This window comes from Ruegeria sp. CI1 (assembly GCF_056536925.1).
Map to the genome: position 1 here is coordinate 89,523 of NZ_JBQFQP010000011.1, position 19,716 is coordinate 109,238.

Below are 19,716 nucleotides of genomic sequence, written 5' to 3' on the forward strand. Positions count from 1 at the left end.
ATTCGACGGAATCGGGGGAAGGAAGCCAGAACAACACATCAAGCGCGACAGCATATGTCTGCTGTATCGAGTCACTGTGATCCCCCGGAACCTGCCAGTCGTTTTCCGGGGACCATAGTCGAATTGAAAGGCGGGGAAAACTGCTATCTGGTCATCCTGCCCGCAGCGCGTTACCTCTGGGCGGAAAGATGTTGAGGAGAGCCAAATGAGCAGTCTGACCCCGATCCGTTTTCAGCCCACTGACCTGGACGCGATGGCCGAAGCAGGCGGGCGGGTGGCGATTATTGTGCCGCCCGAGGGCAAGATGAGCCCTGCAGTGCGGCGTGCTAACCGACTGACCAAGGGCGCGGTGGCGCGGCTGATCGAAAGCGAACGGTTCGAAAAGGCTAAAGCGGGGCAGGTTTTTTCGATGGCTTGGCCCAGTGGCATGAAGGCAGAGGCACTGGACGTGCTGGTGTTGTCGCGCCGACCGGATGCGGATCAGGCGCGTAAGGCTGGGGCCGATCTTGCCAAGGCGGCGAGTGGAAAATCCCTGCTGGTGATGGGGGGCAATCAGGTGCGTATCGAGGATCTGGCAATGGGTCTTGCGCTGCGCAGCTACAGTTTTGACGCGCACAAATCGGACGATCCGGAAAACCCCAGCGAGCAGGGCGAGATCACCATCTGCCATGGCAAACCGGAGGAGGCCGAGGCCGCTTTCGCACCGCTGCGGTCGGTGGCCGAAGGGGTTCTGATGACCCGCGATCTGACCAACGAGCCTGCGAATGTGCTTACAACCACCGAATTCGCCAATCGTCTGAAAGAGATGGAGGCGCTGGGTCTGGAGGTCGAGGTTCTGGACGAGGAACAACTGGCCGAGTTGGGAATGCGCACGCTGTTGAGCGTGGGGCAAGGCTCGGACAGCCCGTCGAAGGTCGTGGTTATGCAATGGAAAGGCGGCGACAATAACGACGCGCCGCTGGCGCTGGTCGGAAAGGGCGTGGTGTTCGACACCGGTGGCATCTCGCTGAAACCTGCCGCGGGCATGGAAGAGATGACCATGGACATGGGGGGCGCGGGCGTTGTGGCGGGCACTATGCGCGCGCTGGCGCTGCGCAAAGCCAAGGCGAACGTCGTGGGACTTGTCGGTCTGGTCGAGAACATGCCCTCGGGCCGTGCAACGCGCCCCGGTGACGTGATCAGATCGATGAAGGGCGACACGGTCGAGATCATCAATACCGATGCCGAGGGTCGCCTGGTTCTGTGTGACGTGATGTGGTACGCGCAGGAGCGCTTCAACCCGGTGGGGATGATTGATCTTGCGACCCTGACAGGGGCGATCATCATCGGATTGGGGCACGAGAATGCGGGCGTGTTTTCCAACAATGACATGCTGTGCAACGCGTTCCTCCGTGCAGCAGAGGCCGAGGATGAGGGCGCGTGGCGGATGCCTTTGGGCAAGGCCTATGACGAGATGCTCAAGTCTCAGATCGCCGACATGAAGAACGTGGGCGGGCGCCCGGCGGGGTCGATCACGGCGGCGCAGTTCCTTCAGCGCTTCGTCAAGGATGAAATGCCTTGGATTCACCTCGATATTGCCGGGGTGGCGTCCGTGTCCAAGGAAACGTCTTATGCCCCCAAGGGCGCAACAGGGTGGGGCGTTCGGGCGCTCAGCCGGTTGATACAGGACCATTTCGAGCAATAATCATGGGGGCCGCCTATTTCTATCACCTGACCAGACGCCCCTTGGAGGAGACCTTGCCGGTGCTCCTCAACAAAGCGCGGCAGGCCGGGTGGCGGATCTCGGTGCGTGGTACCGACAAGGGGCGGCTTGACTGGCTGGACGAGAAACTGTGGCTGGGACCGGAAGAGTCGTTCCTGCCGCATGGTGTGTCCGGCGGGCCGCATGACGCAATGCAACCCGTTTTGCTTACGACCGAGCCAGAAGCTGCAAACAACCCGGACTGTGTGATGGCGATTGACGGAGCGAAGGTAGAGCCAGCCGAGGTTGCGGCGCTTGAACGGGTCTGTATCCTGTTCGATGGCACCGACCCGGAGGCGATTGAATGGGCGCGGAGACAGTGGAAGGCGCTGACCGGCGCGGGATGCGCCGCGCAGTACTGGTCGGAAGAATCGGGCCAGTGGGAGAAAAAGGCGGAAGCCTGAAAGTGGATTTCCTGTTAGGCTGGTAGCTCTGAACGCAAAAGGATGTCCTAATGCCACAGGACGAGGAATTGACGTTTGCAGCCGCCGTTGCGGCCCACAATGCAAAGCACGTCTTTCGGCCGCACGACCATCTGCATGAATACTATCAGGCATCGTTGCTGAGCGCGGTGATGCAGGGGGTCTATGACGGCGAATTAACTGTAGGCGAATTGTTGCGTCATGGCGATTTCGGACTTGGTACCTTCAACGCGCTGGATGGTGAGATGATCGTGCATGCGGGCGTTGCCTATCGCCTGACCGACGATGGCAGGGCGGCCATCGCACCTGATGATGCGGTGACGCCTTATGCGGCGGTCCTGCCATTCGAGCCGGATGTTGAATTGGTTGTCTCGCAACCGGTCGAAAAGGCTGCGTTCGAAGCTGGACTGGACAAAATCGCGCAGTCGCGCAACCTGTTTTACGCGGTCCGGTTCACGGGCCGGATCGGTCGAGTCGGGTATCGCAATGTCTCGCGCCAGGAGCCGCCCTATCCACCGTTGCTGGAGGTGGTCAAAAATCAGGCCGAGTTCGACTTGCGGGATGTAACGGGTACGATCCTGGGTTTTCGCTGTCCGGATTATGCTGTCGGGATCGGTGTGCCGGGTTATCATCTGCACTTTATTTCCGAGGATTTGAAGACTGGCGGTCACGTGCTGGACTATTCGCTGGTATCGGGACGGTTAGAGATCGACCATACCGCCTCGCTGCATCTGGAACTGCCTGAAACCGGATCGTTTCTGGAAACCGATCTGACACCCGGAGCGGAGGTGTCCGCGATAAGGAAGGCCGAAGGCGGTTGATCCGGCGTCGTGGTCGTTTTGAGAAACCGCGTCCCGTGGTTTGAAAAGAGGCCGTGACGGCGCATGCTTTTGAAAGCAAGCCGTTCGGGGAGCGTTGCTTTTTTTTGTGAGGCGGATTTGGAACGCAGGCTGATTGTGCATTTTATCGATCTGGAGCGGCAAAAGCTGAAGAACATCGAAGGCGAGGTTCACGCCTTTGGGATCGATCCTGATCCGGCGCGGCTGACGGCCGAAACCTTTGAGGTTCTGACCGGAGAGCGGCTGGAAATCCCCGAACAGCCGTCGATTGCGGTTCTGCCCTTGGACAACATGTCCGGTGATGCGAAGCAGGATCTTTTCGCCGATGGTCTGACCGAGGATATCATCACCGCGCTGTCCCATATCGGCGGCCTGTTCGTGATGGCCCGCAACTCCACCTTTGTATGCAAGGGGCGGTCAGTTGATGTACGTCAGGTTGGGCTGGACGCTGGCCGCTGGCCGCTGGCCGCTGGGGCACGGTTTGGGTTCATGGCGAATGCAGGGAGCGCTTTTGCTGAAGCACGCGCTTTGAGCGACAAGCTGTTGGAGCAGAACACCAGTATGGCCGACGCCTACGACTTGCGGGGGTACATCTTGACGAACCAGGGGGATTTCGAAGGTGCGATTGCCAGTCTGAAAAAGGCGGTTGAACTACGCCCGACCGTGTCTCTGTTTCACGCGCGCAGGGCATTGCACATAACTATTGCGGTGAATTCGGGGCGGCGCTGAATAGTATGCGCAAGGTGATGCGGTTGTCGCCCTATTGCCCGGACTGGTATCTGACCCATTTGGGGGGCGTTTATCGTGGCATGGGCGATCTGGAATAGGCTAGAGTTGTTTACAAGCATCTCGAAACACGAATACCCGACAGTTTGTTGTCGCAAGTCCGGCTGGCGGTGATTCATGAGGATTTCGGCGGCTTGAAAGAGGTCGCAAAATGCGTTGCAGCGGTTTTGTCTATCAACCCGCAGTTTTCGGCCAGAAAGTTTGCGGCGCTGACTCCGTTCAAGATTGAAGCGTTGGGCGAGGCGTTTCGGTCTTCGATGTTGAAAGCCGGATTGCCGGACTAGCGCTTTAGGTTAAGCGTTCCGTTAGCAAAGCTCATCTGCGAAAAGCGTTGAAGATAATCCATGCCCAGAAGCGACTGGTCCATGTCCCCCTCGTTCACCCATGCCGAAAGGCCGGTGTCGGAGAAGGGACCGAGAGCGATACTGTCCAGACGCACGGGTGCGGTGCGAACCTGTCCGTTGGCGGTCATGGCGCGGCCGAAATAGTTCAGTCCGTCCAGGTCAATTCCGACCCGTTCGGCATCGCGGTGGCTGAGCACCACTTGGCTGGCGCCTGTATCGACAAGGAAGGTAACCGGTTTGCCGTTGATCAGAAGTTGAAGGTAGTAATGCCCGTCAGTGGCGCGCGGCACTTCGATGGCATTGTCCGAGACGACCATCTGCGGGGCGGGGCTGATGGTGGTGCGGACATCTTCCCACAGGCCCACGGCGGCAATAACGCCAACAAAGATCAACACCCAGGCGGTGGCCTGTTGCATGGTGCGGCTGAGGTTTTCGCGGTTGTGGGTGATGAACCACATCAGCACCGCCGATCCCAGCAGGACCAGATAGATCACGCGTGCGATGTTGTCGCCGTCCATGAAGCTCCCCTTTCTTGCCTGTCTCAGATATGGGGACTCAGGCGGCGAAACCAAAGGCCTTGAGGCCATCGAGAATGAACTGTACCGAAAGCGCGGCTAGCAACATGCCCAGAAGGCGGGTCACTACGTTCAGGCCGGTCTTGCCGAGCAATCGGCCCAGCGTGCCCGACGACAGATAAAGCAAAAAGACGAAAGCAAGTACCGACAGCATGACGGCAATGACCACGGCCAGCCCTTCGATCCCTGGTTGCTGGCCTGCGAGCAAGATCATGGTGGCAATCGAACCGGGACCGGCAATAAGGGGGATGCCCAAGGGAAAGACCGACGGGTCATGGTGTTCCTCGGCCTCGGCGCGGTCCTCGCGACGCTTGGTGCGGCGTTCGAACAGCATGTCGAGTGCGGTCAGAAACAATAGCACACCGCCCGCAACGCGGAAGGCGGGCATGGAGATGCCGACAAAGCCCAGAACCGCCTCTCCGAAGGCCGCGAACACGGCGAGGATGGCAGCGGCGGTCAGACAGGCGCGGACGGCGATACCGCGCCGAGTAGCCGCATCCATGCCCTGCGTCAGCGCCATGAAGATCGGGGTCTGCCCAGGTGGGTCGATCACAACGAAAAGTGTGGTGAAAGCAGTGACAAGAAAGGCTGTGTCGATCATTCCTTGGCGTCCTTCTGCAAGCGTGTCAGGATGTCGAGCGCCTGTAGGGCCTGTTCCGACGGCACATAGACGTGGTCGTGGTGATAGCCCGCGACCATATTGGCGGGAATGCCTTCCCTCGCCAGCGCGCTGGAGACGGCAGCGGTCAGCCCGACGCCGTCCAGCGCGGAATACACCTGCAATGTGATGCAGCGCATGGGCAGGGCGGCATCAGGGGCGTCGGCAAGGGGCACGATGAGCGACAGCCCCTCGTCCTCGGAATAGCTGGCCACGGTTCCTGCAGGCCTCTCGATGTCTTGGGGCCAAACAACAAAGGCGAACTCGCCGTCGCGCAGCACCGGCTGCATGCCTGAGATCATGGCGGTGGCGTCCTTGACGGGGTCACTCATGCCTTGGCCTCAGCCGCCTCGAGCCGCTCGGTGGCGGCGACCCACAGCGCCTCGGCGCGCTGCATGGCTTCGCTCACCTCGGCGAATTTGCGATTCCAGGTTTCCAGATCGGACACCTTGTCGCTTTGGTAAAGATCAGGATCAGCCAGCTTGGTGGAAAGCTTATCGTGCATATCGGTCAGCTTCTCGATCCGTTCTTCGCATTTGCGCAGATCGGCGCGTAGGGCAAGGATGACGTCACGCGAGGGGCGTTTGGGTTTGGGCGCTTGCGGCGTTTCTTTGGTTTCAGGCTTGTCCCGGGCCAGTAACAGGTCGCGATACGCCTCCAGATCGCCTTCGAACGATTTCACGGCGCCGTCAGAGACCAGCCACAACCGGTCGGCCACAAGGCTGAGCAAGTGCATGTCGTGGCTGACGAGAATCACCGCTCCGGAATAGGTGGTCAGCGCTTCGACCAGCGCCTCGCGACTTTCGATGTCGAGGTGGTTGGTGGGTTCGTCGAGGATCAGCATGTGTGGCGCGTCGATGGTGGCGAGCAGCAGCGACAGACGTGCCTTTTGGCCGCCCGACAGCCGCCCGACCTCGGTTTCCGCTTGAGCCGCGCCAAGGCCGAAGCCGGCCAGTCTCGAACGGTGCTTCGCAGGGGCCTCGTCGGGGCGCAGGCGGCGCAGGTGGTCGAGAGGGGTTTCGTCGACACGCAACTCGTCGACCTGATGCTGGGCGAAATAGCCGATGCGCAGTTTTGAACTGCGGGTCATCCTGCCCGCCATCAGCGGTAGCCTGTCAGACAGCAGTTTCGAAAGTGTCGACTTGCCCTGACCGTTCTTGCCCAGAAGCGCGATGCGGTCGTCCTGATCGATGCGCAGGTTGAGGCGTTTCAGCACGGGCGTTTCGCCATAGCCGGTCATGCCGCCTTCCAGATGGATAATCGGCGGGGCCATTTCCTCGGGTTCGGGAAAAGTGAATGCGCGCAGGGCGGCCTCTTGCGGCGAGGTGATGGGCTGCATCTTTGCCAAAGCCTTGAGGCGTGATTGCGCCTGCTTTGCCTTGTCGGCCTTGTAGCGGAAGCGATCGACGTAAGATTGCAGGTGGGCGCGCCGGGCTTCCTGCTTTTTGGCCATGGCGCTAGCCTGCGCCAGGTTTTCGGCACGCTGACGGGCGAACTGGTCATAGGGACCTTGATAAAGCGTCAGCTTGCGGTCTTCGAGATGCAGGATTGCACCGACCGCCCGGTTCAACAGACCGCGGTCGTGGCTGATGATGATGACGGTATGGGGGTATTTCGCCAGATAGCTTTCCAGCCACAATGCGCCTTCGAGGTCTAGGTAGTTTGTCGGTTCGTCCAGCAGCAGCAGATCGGGTTGCGAGAACAACACCGCCGCCAAGGCCACGCGCATGCGCCAGCCGCCCGAGAAGTCGGAACAGGGTTTGAGCTGTTCCTCATCGTCGAAGCCCAGACCCTTGAGGATCGAGGCGGCGCGCGCCTCGGCGCTCCACGCGTCGATGTCGGCCAGGCGGGTCTGGATCTCGGCGATGCGGGTCGGGTCGGCCGCGGTATCGGCTTCGCTCATCAGGGCCGTTCGTTCGGCATCAGCGGCGAGAACCGTGTTGATCAGCGAGACGTGTGAGGCAGGGGCCTCTTGCGCAACGCCGCCAATGCGGGCGCGGCGGGGCAGGGCGATGGCGCCAGATTCCAGTGCCAATTCACCTTGAATGAGACGAAAAAGCGTGGTTTTTCCTGTGCCGTTGCGGCCCACCAGGCCAACCTTGTGGCCGGTCGGAATAGTGGCGCAGGCTCCTTCGAACAAGGGGCGGCCTTCGACAGCGTACATGATGTTTTCTATCCTCAACATGGGCCGCTCTTAACAGAGTGGTGCAGCCGCTGCCAGCGGCTTGAGATGGTCAGGGAACGCAAGCTGTGACAACCCGCAAAGGGTTGCATCCTTTCGGATTCTGTTCATGCGTCCTGCTTCCGGCCCACCGCATATCCTGACGTTGATCCTTGCTACGACACTGGCGGTTCTGACGCTGAACACGTTCCTACCGTCGCTGGCCCATATCGGCGCCGATTTCAGTGCCAATTATGCGGTCGTGAACCTGTCTATTTCGGGTTATCTGATCGCCACCGCCGTTCTGCAACTGATCATGGGGCCGCTATCTGATCGTTATGGTCGGCGGCCTGTGCTGCTGGTTTCGATGGTGATCTTCGTGGCTGCTTCGGTCGGGTGCGTTATGGCGCAGTCAATTTGGGTGTTTCTGGGATTTCGATTGTTGCAAGGGGCGGTGATTGCGGGGCAGGTGCTGTCGGGGGCCGCGATCTGAGATATGTTCCCGCCGAGGGAAGCGGCCAGCAAGCTGGGCTATGTTTCCGTGGCGATGGCGCTTGCGCCGATGCTGGGGCCAATGCTGGGCGGGGTGCTGGAGATGGTGATCGGCTGGCGTGCCGGGTTCGTTTTGTATGCAATCCTTGGGTTCGCCATGCTGGTGCTGCTGCGGGCTGACATGGGAGAGACGAATATCGAGCGCTCGGCCACGTTTGGCCAGCAGATGCGGCAGCATCCACAGCTTTTCACAGCCCGCCAGTTCTGGGGCTACAGTTTGTGCGCAGCGATTTCTGTAGGGGGTTTTTATGCCTTCATCACCTGTGCGCCGCTGGTGGCGGCGGCGTGGTTTGATTTGAGTCCGGCGATGCTTGGACTAGGGATCGGGGTGATCACCATGGGCTTCATGGCCGGCAACTTCATCACCGGCAGGATTGCCGCGCGCAGTGATCTGGCAGGTCTGATCGTGTCGGGCGGTTATTGCCAGCGCTGGACCGTTACTGGGGTTGTTCATATTTGTAATCGGGCAAGGGAGTGTTTGGGTGTTCTTTGCCGCTGCCGTACTGGTGGCTTTGGCAATGGGTTGATGCTGGCCAATGCCAATGCCGGGCTTATGTCGGTGCGGTCGCATCTGGTGTGTAGTGCTTCGGGCCTGTCAGGTGCGATGACTGTTGCGTTGGGGGGCCTTGCTGACAACGGTGACAGGTGTGGTTGTCACGACTCAAAATACCCCGTTTGCGGTTCTAGGGATGATGTTCGGGTCGAGTTTTCTTGGCTTGCTGTCGGCGCTGTACGTACGCTGGGTGAACCAGCGCGATCCGTTGCCCTATTTCTGAAAAGGCTGGCTGAAAACGATCAGTTCAGATGTGCGGCCAGTTCTTCGAACGGGAAGGATTCAAATCCGACCAGCAGGTTGTCGCCTTCTTCGCTGAAGGCAAAGACGTGGATTTCGTCATGGCGCATGGTGGCACGGCAAAAGACGCCGTCCTTGGCGAGTGTCTTGGGGCATTGTTCAAGGTCGGCATGCGCGACGGCGGTTTCAAACAGGGCGTAAGTCAAGGGAAGTGCATCGTTATCCGCAAGGGCGGGAACAGCGGTAAGGCACAGAGCGGCGATTGGACCAAGTTTCATGTTAGTTCCTCTTTGAGAATCGTTAGTTATTTCACAATTTGATATCTGACTATAATAGTCGGAAATTGAAACCCTTAAATCGAAACCGCGTCAAAGCTGTGTATTCCCCCCTTTATCCTTTACCAAGCCCATGTTATCGGGGCGGCAATTCACAACAGGCCGGGCCGGATGCCCGGCTTTTCATCACAGGAGCACCCCCATGGCACTGGAACGCACGTTCTCGATCATCAAACCCGACGCAACCCGACGCAACCTCACTGGCAAGATCAACGCCAAGTTCGAGGAAGCGGGCCTGCGCATCGTTGCGCAAAAGCGCATCCACATGACTAAGGAACAGGCCGGCAAGTTCTATGAAGTGCACGCCGAGCGTCCGTTCTATGACGAACTTTGCGAATTCATGTCATCTGCTCCGGTTGTTGTTCAGGTTCTGGAAGGAGAAGGCGCCATTGCAAAGAACCGCGAAGTGATGGGTGCCACCAACCCCGCAGACGCAGCGCCGGGCACCATCCGCGCCGAGTTTGCTGAATCGGTTGGCGAAAATTCAGTCCACGGGTCGGATGCGCCGGAAACCGCAGCCGTCGAAATCGCCTACTTCTTCTCCGGTATCGAACTGGTCGGCTAATCCGCTGCCGGATTGGAAGGAATTGGGCCGTGTCCTGAAAAGGGCGCGGCCTTTTCTGTTTGGAGGTGATTGACTGGCTTCAGATCGGACGGTGAGATGCGCACACCAACTGCGTCCAACTCTGAAACGAGTTTCGAAGCAGAACTCGGTTTTGCGGCCGCCTTGATGGCATCGAACCGGTGTCGCAGCGCCGCTTTCTCGTCACCTTTGCAGTCGTTCCAATGGCGACCTTGCAGGCCCATGACCAGAACGTAATAACCGATGAAATGGGGCCGCGTGCCTGTCTGGATGAGCCGGGTATAGGCCTCGTCAGCGCCCAGATCGCGCAGGTCTTGCGCCGAATGGATACCCGCGCGAGCACAGGCCTGTTCATAAGCCGGGCCGAGGTTTCGGATCGAGGATACGGGATCGGTCATGGCTCTTACTAGCGTTGAGTGGCGGCAGTGTCATCAGGGGACAAGCCGCTTGTGAGAGGTCTCGACCTGAGATACCCAAATGTTTGGGGACGCGCGTGTGAATTCGGTAGGGGAGACCGGCATGAACGCATTGGACATTGCTTGGGCAGCACAGCAATTGGATTTGACTCATCCGCCCGAGGGGTTTGTGGACAATCCGTTTCCCTTTTATGACGCGCTCTTGGCCAACGCCCCGGTATTGCCCCAACCGGACGGGTCGGTGTTGCTGAGCCGCCATGCGGATCTGGATCGGATCTATCGTGATACGATTCTGTATTCCTCGGACAAGAAGGCGATGTTTGGGCCGAAATTCGGAGTCGGCTCTCCTCTGTTCGAACATCACACAACATCGCTGGTGTTTTCCGACCCGCCGCTGCACACGCGGGTGCGCAAGATCATGACATCGGCACTGACACCGCGCGCAATTGCCAAGATGGAGCCGGGACTGATCGAGACGGTTGATCACCTTCTTGGCGCAATGGAAGGCAAGGTGCAGGTCGATCTGATTGAGGATTTCGCCTCGACCATACCGATCCAGATCATCGGCAACTTGCTCGACGTGCCGATGGGGGAACGTGCGCCGCTGCGCGACTGGTCATTGGTCATTCTTGGTGCTCTGGAACCTACGCTGACCGAGGATCAACTGGTTCGGGGTCATAGGGCAGTCGAAGAATTCAAGAGCTATCTCGAAGACCTGGTGGCGCGTCGCCGCGCCAAGCCAGGCGATCCGGAAACCGACGTGCTCACCCGACTGATCCGGGGTGAGGGTGGCGGCGAGAAGCTGAGCGAAATCGAGCTTTTGCAAAACTGCATCTTTATCCTGAATGCCGGGCATGAGACCACCACTAATTTGATCGGCAACGGGCTAGCCCTTTTGAATGACAATCCGGATCAGAAAGTGCGCCTGTTGGATGACCCCGAGCTGATTGCTCCGGCAGTCGAGGAAATCCTTCGATTCCGCTCGCCCAACCAGTTGGGAAATCGGGAGACTACAGCCGTAGTTGAACTGGATGGGTTGGTTCTGCCGAAAGGGACCAATCTGCACCTTTGTATCGGGGCGGCAAACCGTGACCCCGCGGTATTCGATGACCCGACCCGGTTCGACATCGCGCGCAAGCCCAACAGGCATCTGGCGTTTGCTGGTGGTCCGCATATCTGTGTCGGGCTGACACTGGCCCGGATGGAAGGGCGGATCGCCATTGGCCGGTTGCTGCAACGTTATCCGAACTTTCACCTGCTGGATGGGCGGGTGCGCGGCGGGCGCATCCGGTTTCGCGGCTACGCTTCGCTGCCTGCGGCCATGGGTTAGGGCATCAGTCGTCGCCTTTGTAGTAACCGATCACGTCGTTGTCGGTAGTGCAGCCAAGCCCGTTCAGCAAACGGTTGGAATAGTTGAAATAGGCGCAGACCTGATTGACTTCGAGAATCTCTTCGTCGGTCGCACCCGCAATCTTGAGCGCTTCGAAATCCGACTTCACCATCTTACCGACTTCGGCAGTCAGTTTGCCCGCATAGCGCAACAGTGCCAGTTCCTTGCCGTCAAACTCGTCCTCGGGGCGATGCGCCTTGAGCGCCAGAAATATCCGGTCGCTGCGGGGCTGGTCGCGCAAGAGGTTGCGGACGTTCATGAAATGGTGGGTCAGTGAATAGGTGCAGTCATTTAGGATCGAGGTGTACGAGGCCACCACCTCGAGGAACCAGAATGGTAGGGAGTTGTCGTCGGAATGCAGAACTGATCGATAGAGGGTGACGTGACCGTTCATCGTTTCAGGTCGCAATGAATGCACCCGCATCACCGTGTCGACCGTTCCATGTGGTGTACGGGACTTGTCCAGCAAGTCCTTGAGGCGACCGGTTGCCTCGTCATCGTCAATCATTCGAATCCATGCGCTCATCTGTTATTCCTCGCTTTTTGAGATATCTTAGAACATTGCAGTCTGGATGCTTAGGAAATAAATGTACTGGCGGTAAAATTTTGGGATGGGAATGCCGAGCAATCCCAGTAATGTTGTCGGGGTATTCAACTCTGGATTGGGGTTAGCGATGGATAGCGATCTTCAGATCGGTGCAGACAACCTGCTGCGGACCTGTGCAGGTCTTTCCGCGGGCAAGCGTTTGTTGGTTCTGCATGAAGACCGGGAAGAGGAATATTACGACACCGCCATCCTTGATGCAGTTTCGCGCCGGGCGCGTGAATTGGGCATTGAGGCCGAACTTGAACAGGTGCCGCTGTGCCCCGACGGGGCCGAGCCGGACGATGCACTGATTGACCGGATGCGGCGGGCGGACCGGGTGTTGTTTCTGGCTCGATATGGCGACCAGATCAGGTTCAATGCCGACATGGTGGGGATCAACCCGATCATGTGCTATGCCCTGGATGCGGGAATGCTCGGCTCGGGCTTTGGTCAGGGAAATTATCATGGGTTTGTAGCGCTCAAGAATGCCATCAATGCGATGATGGCGGTTGCAGATGATATCCGCGTGACTTGTCCGTTGGGCACGGATTTTGGTGGGGCCGGAGCCAATTATCCCACCTCCGGTGCGGATGTAACCGTGACCCGGTTCCCAATGTCGGTGTTCGCGCCGATCCCGGCAGGCAACTTCAGCGGCAAGGTGGTGCAGAATGGTTTCCTCGTTGGCACGGGGTCGCGGTTCTACGAACCCTATGCCTGCCAGTTGGAATCACCGGTGGCGTTTTGCATCGATCAGGGGAGACTAACCGGGCTGGAGGGCGCGGAAACGGATGTTTGCGCCGCGCGTCAGCATTATGAGCGGGTCGGGGCGCGATTCGGGATCGATCCATGGTTTGTTCATTCATGGCACGCGGGATTGCATCCCGGCTGTAGCTACAACCGGCCTGTTGCTGCGAATTTTGAGCGTTGGAGCGGTGCGGCATTCGGAAATCCACGCTTGCTGCACATTCACACCTGCGGCGCTTATGCCCCTGGTGAAATCTCGCTGAACGTCCTGGACCCAACGATATGGGTCGATGGCGTGGCAGTGTGGAAGGACGGGCGTCTGGACGCGACCAGAATCCGCGGCGGCAAGGACATTTTGGACCTTTATCCCGATATCGCCGAACTATTTTCCAACCCGTCGCGTCAGGTCGGTCAAAGCCCCGAAGAAGCCCTTTCGGGATTTTGGACCTGAGTTCCCCCCTCAACCCGACAAATTCGTAAAGGTGTCGTAAGCCTTGAGTGCCTTGGCGGAGTAGGCCAGCGACGGCCCGCCGCCCATATAGGTTGCCATGGCCAGCGCCTCGCACATCTCTTCGCGGGTTAGGCCAAGTCGAACAAGTGACCGGACATGAAAGCCGATGCAGCTGTCGCAGCGAGTGGCAATAGCGATGCCAAGCGCCATGATTTCTTTGGTCTTTTCATCCAGAGCGCCGCTTTTCTTGGCAGCGGTTCCCATAGTGCCGAACCCCTTCATCGTGTCCGGCACTTCCTTGGCATAGGTGCCGATATCGCCTTCGATCTCGGCCATGAATTCGTTCCAGTTCATCTCGGTCTCCTCAGCTGCGCTCGTCCGATCCCATGCGCCGCTCCAGCCAGCGTACCCCTGCGCTGATGATCAGGACCAGCACCAGATACTCGAAGATTAGCAATGTGTAGATTTCCAGGGGTCGGTATTCGGTGACCACCAGTTCGTTTGCCCTCCGGGTCAGTTCCTGCATGCCGATGACGCTGGCAAAAGCGCTCATCTTGACGATGTAGATGAATTGGTTAGCCAGCGGCGGCAGGATGCGCCTGATGGCCTGTGGGAGGATCACATAACGCATTGTCTGGGCATAGTTCAGGCCGATGGTCTGGGCCGCTTCGCTTTGACCCTTGGGGATCGACTGGATGCCTGCACGGTAGATTTCAGCTGTGAAAGCACTGTCAGAGATCGCCAGGGTGATGATCGCCCCCCAGAACGGGTCGATCGGGATGTTCATACCCATCGACTGGAATACGATTGGCAGCCCGTAGAAGACCCAGAACAGCATCGGTAGCAACGGAATCGAGCGGATGAACTCGACATAGATCCGGTTGATCATGCGGACGGGCCATCGGTTCGATAGCCCCGGCAGGGCGATCAGCAGTCCCAACACGATGGAAATCACCGCGGCAATGAGTGAGATCAGGATGGTATCGCCCATGCCTGAGATCAGGAACCTGACGTTGGTCCATCCGGATGCGGTTCGCGGGTCGATCACGTACCAGCCCCAGGTGGAAGAACTGGAGCATCCGGAAAGCAACAGGAAGGGTGCCAAAATAACAATGTATTTCTTCATAGCGCGGCCCATTCTTAATGTTGCAATATCTGGCTGAGGAACTTTTGGCAGCGTTCGGATCGCGGATTGCCAAAGAAATCCTCGGGCGGGCCTTGTTCGACGATTTCGCCGGCATCCATGAACACCATGTTGTCGGCGACGCGGCGGGCAAATCCCATCTCATGAGTGACCACGACCATCGTCATGCCCTCACCCGCAAGCTGTTCCATCACGTCGAGCACCTCGGAAATCATCTCGGGGTCGAGTGCTGAGGTGGGTTCGTCAAACAATAGCACCTTGGGGCCCATGCACAGGGAACGGGCGATTGCCACGCGTTGTTGTTGTCCACCCGAAAGCTGGTTGGGCTTTTTGAGCGCCTGATCGGGAATGTGCACGCGTTCAAGATAATGGCGGGCACGCTCTTCGGCCTCTTTCCGGCTCAGCCCACGCGCCTTAATGGGGCCAAGAGTGAGGTTCTCAAGAACAGTCAGATGTGGGAACAGGTTAAATTGTTGAAATACCATGCCGACTTCTGACCGGATCGCGGCCACGGATTTGGGATCGTTGGTCAGCTCGATTCCATCGACGCGGATGGTGCCTTTCTGGTGCTCTTCTAAACGATTGATACATCTGACGACAGTGCTCTTGCCCGACCCAGAAGGGCCGCAGATCACCACTTTGTGACCAGCCTTCACCGAAAGGTCGATATTTCGCAGGACGTGAAACGTGCCATACCATTTGTTGACGCCAATAAGCTCGATTGCGGTTTCCGGCACAGTCTTCTCCCTTGGAGCATTTCCTGAAAGGAAATTTTTTTCTTGAGAATAAGAGTTATCTTTGCCTTAAATCAAGCGACAATCAGGTTATCATAAACAGAACACATAGCCACCAACGGGAGACCAAGATGAAACAGGTGTTCAAGGCAGCCGCGATTGCGATGATGGGGCTGGCGTTTGCCGGAGCCGCCCAGGCGCAGTCAGCACTCAACGAAATTCTCGATGGCGGCGTCCTCAAAGTCGGAACGACGGGTGACTGGAATCCGATGACGCTGCGCGACCCGGCGACCAACAGTTACAAGGGGTTCGATATCGACGTGATGACCGAACTTGCCAACGATCTCGGTGTTGAGGTCGAATATGTGCCGACCGATTGGAAAACGCTGGTCAACGGGGTTGTCGCGGGCAAATACCACATCACCGGTTCGGCTTCGATTTCGCCTCCGAGGATGAAGGTGGCAGGGTTCTCGGAAAGTTACATTTCGGTTGAGCTTTATCCCTATACCACCAAAGACAAGGCCGATCGGTTCGATGGCTATGATTCCATCAACCAACCGGGTGTGACAGTGGCCACGACACTGGGCACGACCTTTGAAAAGAACGCCCGCGAATGGTTCCCGAATGCCGAGATCAAGGTTGTCGAAGCGCCTGCGCGAGGGTTTCAGGAGGTGATTGCTGGGCGGGCCGACGTGTTCATTACCTCAAACATCGAAGGAGCGACTCTGGAGGAAAAATTTCCTGTCGTGCGCGTGACTGGTGCCGAAGCCAGATCTCCATCGCCTATTGCGATGCTGTTGCCGCAGGACGATCAGGTCTGGATCAACTACATGAACAACTGGGTCAAGGTAAAGCAGGCGCAGGGTTTCTTTGACGCCACCAGCGCGAAATGGGGGCTTTGAGAGTTCTCGGAGTTGGAGCAATCGCGAGGTCGCGCAGCTATGCGCGGCCTCATGGCATTTCAGAGATCGTTTGTTCCCGCCTTGGCGATGATTGCAATGAACCTGACCCTGCCTGTGGGAAGGCCATCCGTTTGATGCGCACTTTTTCCCTCGAAGGACAGGCTGTCGCCGGGGTGCATGTGATAGTTTTGCTCGCCGCAGCGAAAGATCACTTCGCCCTCCAAGACATGCATAAACTCGATGCCCTGATGCAGATAGATGGGTCGCATTGCCAGAGGTTGCTCGAGTGTGATGTCGAAGCATTCAAAGCTGACGTGTCCGTCGTCTGCCCGGCCAATTAGCTTGTATGTGTGGCCAAAGTCACGGTCCAAGCGTTGCATATCGATGCCCTCGCCTGCGCGAACAAAGGAGACGTCCGTCCGTTCGACTGTTTCTGCAAAGAAGTTGATCAGCGGCACATCTATGGCAGTTGCCAAGGCTTCTAGCGTGGAGAGGGAAGCAGATACCTGACCGCGTTCGATCTTTGAAATCATCGCGGTCGATACGTTGGCCCGCTCGGACAAAGCCGCAAGTGTCAACCTCGCAAGTGAGCGATGGTATTTGACCGCGGTGCCGATTTTCTGGTCAAGTGTCGAGCCAACGGCGGGCTGTGGGGCTGAATCTTCCATGCTGCGAACCTAATACCATCAATCAATCACCGAAATAGCGGAGAATCAGGCAAATGCAACTCACTGACATGACGTGGCGCGACGTCGAGGCTCGGATTGGGCAGGGAAGCTGGGTGCTGTTGCCGGTGGGTTCTACTGAGCAGCACGGCCCAATGGGGCGGATTGGAACAGATACGATCTGTGCCAAAGCAGTGGCTGATCGGGTGGCAAAGCTATGCAATACTATCGTCGCGCCTGAGCTTGCCTATACGCCTGCGCCGTTCAACACGGCGTTTCCGGGAACGGTTTCAGTATCGGAGCCAGTGTTCGAAGCTTTGGCAGGTGAAGTCATCGGCGGGCTTTTGAGCCAAGGGTTCAAGGGCGTGTTTGTGGTCAACGGTCATGGAGCCAATCTGACGCCGCTGCGTCGAATCGCAGGTCGAATGAGGTCAATGGAAATCATGAGTTGGTGGGAGGCGCCCAAAGCGGATTCCTTGCGCAAATCGCTGTACGGCGACTGGGAAGGAATGCATGCAACGCCATCCGAGATCGCAATCACGCAGGCTTTGCTTGGGGTGTTGCCGGTCGGCGATGCCGCCGAACCGCCCGTTGGGCTGTCGCGCGAGTATATTGCAGCGCATGCCGGTGACCGCCACGGACCGCCAGATGAACATCGCGCGATGTTCCCGGATGGCCGTGTGGGTTCGCATTCGGCTTTGGCCACTCCCAAAGACGGAGCACGGCTTTTGGAACTGGCAGCTCATGGGGTTGCAGAACGGTTCAGGGCGTTTTGCCAGTCGGACCCGAAAGCCTCGGGGGTGCCAGCGTCAGGATGGTCCTGAAGCCGGGAGCTGCGTTTTCCGCCAAAAACGTTCCTCCATGCATGCGGGCAATCGCTGCAACCAGTGCCAGTCCCAGCCCCGAATTGCCTTCGCTGCGCGCTGGATCAAGTGTCACGAAGGGCTGCGCCAGTCGGGAAATATCCGTTTCGGGAACGCCCGGCCCCTGATCCGCGACGCTGAGAAAAGGCTGATCGTCTGCCAGTCCCACTACAACCTTGATTGTGGACCCCTTTGGAGCGTAGCGCAGAGCATTTTCCACAAGGTTTGAGAGGGCTTGCGACAGTAAGGGGCGGTGGCCTTGAAATCGCGTTGTATCGCCCGAAGTGGCAAATGAAATATCCTGATCTGCGGCAAGGGGCTCGTAGAGTTCCAGAACGTCTTGCGCCAGTTGTTTCAGGTCCAGTTCTTCGAACTGATCCCGGCCCAGCCCGGCCTCGGCACGCGAGATTTCGGTGAGTTGCGCAAAGACCCTCAGCAGGTGATCGACCTCAGACAGCGCTCGGATCGCGTCGGTTTCCCGGTCCAGCGTCGAACGGTCGGGATCAGACAAACCTTCGACTCGCTGACGCAGGCGCGACAGCGGGGAGCGCAGGTCATGGGCGATGGAATTCGAGGTGGTGCGCAGGTTGCTGATCAGTTCTTCGATCCGATCCAGCATTTCGTTCAGTGTTCCGGCCATCTGGTCGAATTCATCGCCCGTCCCGCGCAGCGGAATGCGACGGGTAAGGTCGCCGGACACGATGTTGTCGGCGGTTCGGGCGATGTCCTTGAGGCGCGAAAATACCAGACGCGTCAGCAACCAGCCGGTGAGAAGGCTTAGCGCAAACGCTGCGGTCAGCGCCAGTATGAACGAGCGCAGCAATACGCGGTCAAACTGTTGTCGGGCCGAGGCATCGCGCCCAACCAACAGGCGGTCGCCACCGGGCAGGCGGATCGAGGCGGCAGAAATCGGGACAGTTTCGCGGGATTCAGCTCGGATGAGATCGAGTTCGACCCAGCCACTGCCCGGTTCGATCCCCGGCGGCCAGGTGCGCATGTTTCCCGCCAACACCTTGCCGCTTGCATCGGTTAACAGGTACAAGGCGTCCCGCTCGGCTGCATTGACGAGGCGACGGTTGATGGTGGTTATGAGGCCAATCATGCCCAGCCGCTCGAATTCGTCGGACAGGCCTGTCAGTTCGGCAGTTACGACTGAGCGGGTCTCGCTGGCGATGGTTCGGTTGGCTGTCACATAGACCAAGGCTAGCACGGCTGCGGTCAGTAGCGTGCTGAGCAACATGCTGGCCAGCATCAACCGTGCCCGAGAGTTCCTGAGCAGAACTAAAGGCTTAGCCATCGGAAACCATGTATCCGGCACCGCGCACGGTTTCGATCATGGGAAGCGCACCGCCTTCGTCGAGCTGCCTGCGTAGTTTGGATATGTGCACATCGACGACGTTTGTGTTGGGGTCAAAGTGATAGTCCCAGACACCTTCGAGTAGCATGGTTCGCGAAACTACCCGGTTCTTGCGGCGCAGGAAAAACTCAAGGATCTGGAATTCGCGCGGCGTCAGGGTGATGTCGCGGCCCGATCGGGTGACGCGGCGGGTCAGAAGATCCATTTCCAGGTCGCGGCAGCTGAGAGTCGAGTTTTCCTCGGTATCCTGCGGCCGGCGCAGCAACGCTTCGATCCGGGCGTGCAATTCCTGAAACGAGAAGGGTTTGACCAGATAGTCGTCGGCTCCGGAGCGCAGGCCCTTGACGCGCTCATCGACCGCGCTCATGGCCGTGAGCATCAGTACCGGTGTTTTAAGACCCGCTGCGCGGACGGATTTGATCAGCGACAGCCCGTCCAGACCTGGTAACATCCGATCGAGAATGATCGCATCAAAGCCGCCGTCGGTGGCGTGATAGAGACCTTCGCGCCCATCTGCTGCGATTTCGATGGTGAAGCCTTCTTCGGAAAACCCCTTGGCAATGAAATCGCGGGTATCGGGATCATCTTCGACGATAAGAATGCGTCGGCTCATGCTCTGAATTCCTTTTTCTTTGGTATACATCCCGATTTTCGGAAATGCACGCGCCGGACGCG

General features: G+C 58.4%; 20 protein-coding genes and 2 pseudogenes. 10 read left to right on the forward strand and 12 right to left on the reverse strand.

The window, feature by feature from the left end; genetic code table 11:
• The first annotated feature begins 205 nt into the window (after positions 1 to 205).
• The 4 genes from ACR0LZ_RS14350 to ACR0LZ_RS14365 all read left to right on the forward strand — a co-directional run bounded on the left by ACR0LZ_RS14350 (position 206) and on the right by ACR0LZ_RS14365 (position 3,731).
• Positions 206 to 1,684 (forward strand): leucyl aminopeptidase, encoded by a 1,479-nt coding sequence (locus tag ACR0LZ_RS14350; RefSeq protein ID WP_480750522.1) that lies wholly within the window; start codon positions 206 to 208, stop codon positions 1,682 to 1,684.
• A gap of 2 nt (positions 1,685 to 1,686) precedes the next feature.
• Entirely contained in the window at positions 1,687 to 2,145 is a 459-nt protein-coding gene (locus ACR0LZ_RS14355; protein WP_480750523.1) for a DNA polymerase III subunit chi, read from the forward strand.
• 50 nt (positions 2,146 to 2,195) lie between these two features.
• The gene (gene budA / locus ACR0LZ_RS14360) at positions 2,196 to 2,984 is read left to right on the forward strand and encodes an acetolactate decarboxylase (RefSeq protein WP_480750524.1); all 789 of its coding nucleotides are present in this window, start codon (positions 2,196 to 2,198) and stop codon (positions 2,982 to 2,984) included.
• A gap of 117 nt (positions 2,985 to 3,101) precedes the next feature.
• Positions 3,102 to 3,731, forward strand: a complete 630-nt coding sequence (locus ACR0LZ_RS14365; protein WP_480750525.1) for a hypothetical protein — start codon at positions 3,102 to 3,104, stop codon at positions 3,729 to 3,731.
• A 337-nt stretch (positions 3,732 to 4,068) separates the two neighbouring features.
• Here the strand turns inward: ACR0LZ_RS14365 and ACR0LZ_RS14370 are convergent, their stop codons facing one another.
• From ACR0LZ_RS14370 to ACR0LZ_RS14385, 4 genes are read right to left on the reverse strand one after another with little or no spacing between them, the layout of a single operon-like run.
• The gene (locus ACR0LZ_RS14370) at positions 4,069 to 4,650 is read right to left on the reverse strand and encodes a retropepsin-like aspartic protease family protein (RefSeq protein WP_480750526.1); all 582 of its coding nucleotides are present in this window, start codon (positions 4,648 to 4,650) and stop codon (positions 4,069 to 4,071) included.
• A gap of 37 nt (positions 4,651 to 4,687) precedes the next feature.
• Entirely contained in the window at positions 4,688 to 5,308 is a 621-nt protein-coding gene (locus tag ACR0LZ_RS14375) for a MarC family protein (RefSeq protein ID WP_480750527.1), read from the reverse strand.
• On the reverse strand, positions 5,305 to 5,697 hold the full coding sequence (locus tag ACR0LZ_RS14380; RefSeq protein ID WP_480750528.1) for an ACT domain-containing protein: 393 nt from the start codon (positions 5,695 to 5,697) through the stop codon (positions 5,305 to 5,307). Before ACR0LZ_RS14380 ends, ACR0LZ_RS14375 begins: the two co-directional genes overlap by 4 nt.
• Positions 5,694 to 7,550, reverse strand: a complete 1,857-nt coding sequence (locus tag ACR0LZ_RS14385; protein WP_480750529.1) for an ABC-F family ATP-binding cassette domain-containing protein — start codon at positions 7,548 to 7,550, stop codon at positions 5,694 to 5,696. Before ACR0LZ_RS14385 ends, ACR0LZ_RS14380 begins: the two co-directional genes overlap by 4 nt.
• Positions 7,551 to 7,656: 106 nt before the next feature.
• On the opposite strand from ACR0LZ_RS14385, the pseudogene ACR0LZ_RS14390 reads away from it, so the two are divergent.
• Positions 7,657 to 9,072, forward strand: a pseudogene (locus ACR0LZ_RS14390) (multidrug effflux MFS transporter).
• Positions 9,073 to 9,348: 276 nt separating this feature from the next.
• The gene (gene ndk, locus ACR0LZ_RS14395; RefSeq protein WP_068334875.1) at positions 9,349 to 9,771 is read left to right on the forward strand and encodes a nucleoside-diphosphate kinase; all 423 of its coding nucleotides are present in this window, start codon (positions 9,349 to 9,351) and stop codon (positions 9,769 to 9,771) included.
• A 74-nt stretch (positions 9,772 to 9,845) separates the two neighbouring features.
• Here the strand turns inward: ndk and ACR0LZ_RS14400 are convergent.
• Positions 9,846 to 10,187, reverse strand: a pseudogene (locus ACR0LZ_RS14400) (TfoX/Sxy family protein); the annotation flags it as partial.
• 121 nt (positions 10,188 to 10,308) lie between these two features.
• Here ACR0LZ_RS14400 and ACR0LZ_RS14405 point away from each other — a divergent pair.
• Positions 10,309 to 11,535, forward strand: a complete 1,227-nt coding sequence (locus tag ACR0LZ_RS14405) for a cytochrome P450 (protein ID WP_480750530.1) — start codon at positions 10,309 to 10,311, stop codon at positions 11,533 to 11,535.
• 4 nt (positions 11,536 to 11,539) lie between these two features.
• Here the strand turns inward: ACR0LZ_RS14405 and ACR0LZ_RS14410 are convergent, their stop codons facing one another.
• Positions 11,540 to 12,121: a carboxymuconolactone decarboxylase family protein gene (locus ACR0LZ_RS14410; protein ID WP_480750531.1), complete on the reverse strand. Its 582-nt coding sequence runs from the start codon at positions 12,119 to 12,121 to the stop codon at positions 11,540 to 11,542.
• Between the two features lie 148 nt (positions 12,122 to 12,269).
• Between ACR0LZ_RS14410 and ACR0LZ_RS14415 the strand changes: the two genes are divergently transcribed.
• Positions 12,270 to 13,376 (forward strand): hypothetical protein, encoded by a 1,107-nt coding sequence (locus ACR0LZ_RS14415; protein WP_480750532.1) that lies wholly within the window; start codon positions 12,270 to 12,272, stop codon positions 13,374 to 13,376.
• Between the two features lie 9 nt (positions 13,377 to 13,385).
• Here the strand turns inward: ACR0LZ_RS14415 and ACR0LZ_RS14420 are convergent, their stop codons facing one another.
• The 3 genes from ACR0LZ_RS14420 to ACR0LZ_RS14430 are packed head-to-tail and all read right to left on the reverse strand — an operon-like array spanning position 13,386 to position 15,257.
• Positions 13,386 to 13,730, reverse strand: a complete 345-nt coding sequence (locus ACR0LZ_RS14420; RefSeq protein WP_480750533.1) for a carboxymuconolactone decarboxylase family protein — start codon at positions 13,728 to 13,730, stop codon at positions 13,386 to 13,388.
• A 10-nt stretch (positions 13,731 to 13,740) separates the two neighbouring features.
• The gene (locus tag ACR0LZ_RS14425) at positions 13,741 to 14,502 is read right to left on the reverse strand and encodes an amino acid ABC transporter permease (RefSeq protein WP_480750534.1); all 762 of its coding nucleotides are present in this window, start codon (positions 14,500 to 14,502) and stop codon (positions 13,741 to 13,743) included.
• A 14-nt stretch (positions 14,503 to 14,516) separates the two neighbouring features.
• Positions 14,517 to 15,257, reverse strand: coding sequence for an amino acid ABC transporter ATP-binding protein (locus ACR0LZ_RS14430; protein WP_480750535.1), 741 nt, complete (start codon positions 15,255 to 15,257; stop codon positions 14,517 to 14,519).
• A 128-nt stretch (positions 15,258 to 15,385) separates the two neighbouring features.
• On the opposite strand from ACR0LZ_RS14430, the gene ACR0LZ_RS14435 reads away from it, so the two are divergent.
• A complete protein-coding gene (locus ACR0LZ_RS14435) occupies positions 15,386 to 16,156 on the forward strand; it encodes a transporter substrate-binding domain-containing protein (RefSeq protein ID WP_480750536.1) in 771 nt (256 codons plus the stop codon).
• A 59-nt stretch (positions 16,157 to 16,215) separates the two neighbouring features.
• Here the strand turns inward: ACR0LZ_RS14435 and ACR0LZ_RS14440 are convergent, their stop codons facing one another.
• Complete coding sequence (locus tag ACR0LZ_RS14440; RefSeq protein WP_480750537.1) at positions 16,216 to 16,824, reverse strand: helix-turn-helix domain-containing protein; 609 nt, start codon at positions 16,822 to 16,824, stop codon at positions 16,216 to 16,218.
• 53 nt (positions 16,825 to 16,877) lie between these two features.
• Here ACR0LZ_RS14440 and ACR0LZ_RS14445 point away from each other — a divergent pair, with 53 nt between their 5' ends.
• The gene (locus ACR0LZ_RS14445; protein WP_480750538.1) at positions 16,878 to 17,645 is read left to right on the forward strand and encodes a creatininase family protein; all 768 of its coding nucleotides are present in this window, start codon (positions 16,878 to 16,880) and stop codon (positions 17,643 to 17,645) included.
• Here ACR0LZ_RS14445 and ACR0LZ_RS14450 read toward each other — a convergent pair.
• Positions 17,584 to 18,981 (reverse strand): ATP-binding protein, encoded by a 1,398-nt coding sequence (locus ACR0LZ_RS14450; RefSeq protein WP_480750539.1) that lies wholly within the window; start codon positions 18,979 to 18,981, stop codon positions 17,584 to 17,586. The two genes, ACR0LZ_RS14445 and ACR0LZ_RS14450, sit on opposite strands and share 62 nt — an antisense overlap.
• Positions 18,974 to 19,654: a response regulator transcription factor gene (locus tag ACR0LZ_RS14455; RefSeq protein ID WP_480750540.1), complete on the reverse strand. Its 681-nt coding sequence runs from the start codon at positions 19,652 to 19,654 to the stop codon at positions 18,974 to 18,976. The genes ACR0LZ_RS14450 and ACR0LZ_RS14455 overlap by 8 nt, the downstream gene beginning before the upstream one ends.
• Between the last annotated feature and the right edge of the window lie 62 nt (positions 19,655 to 19,716).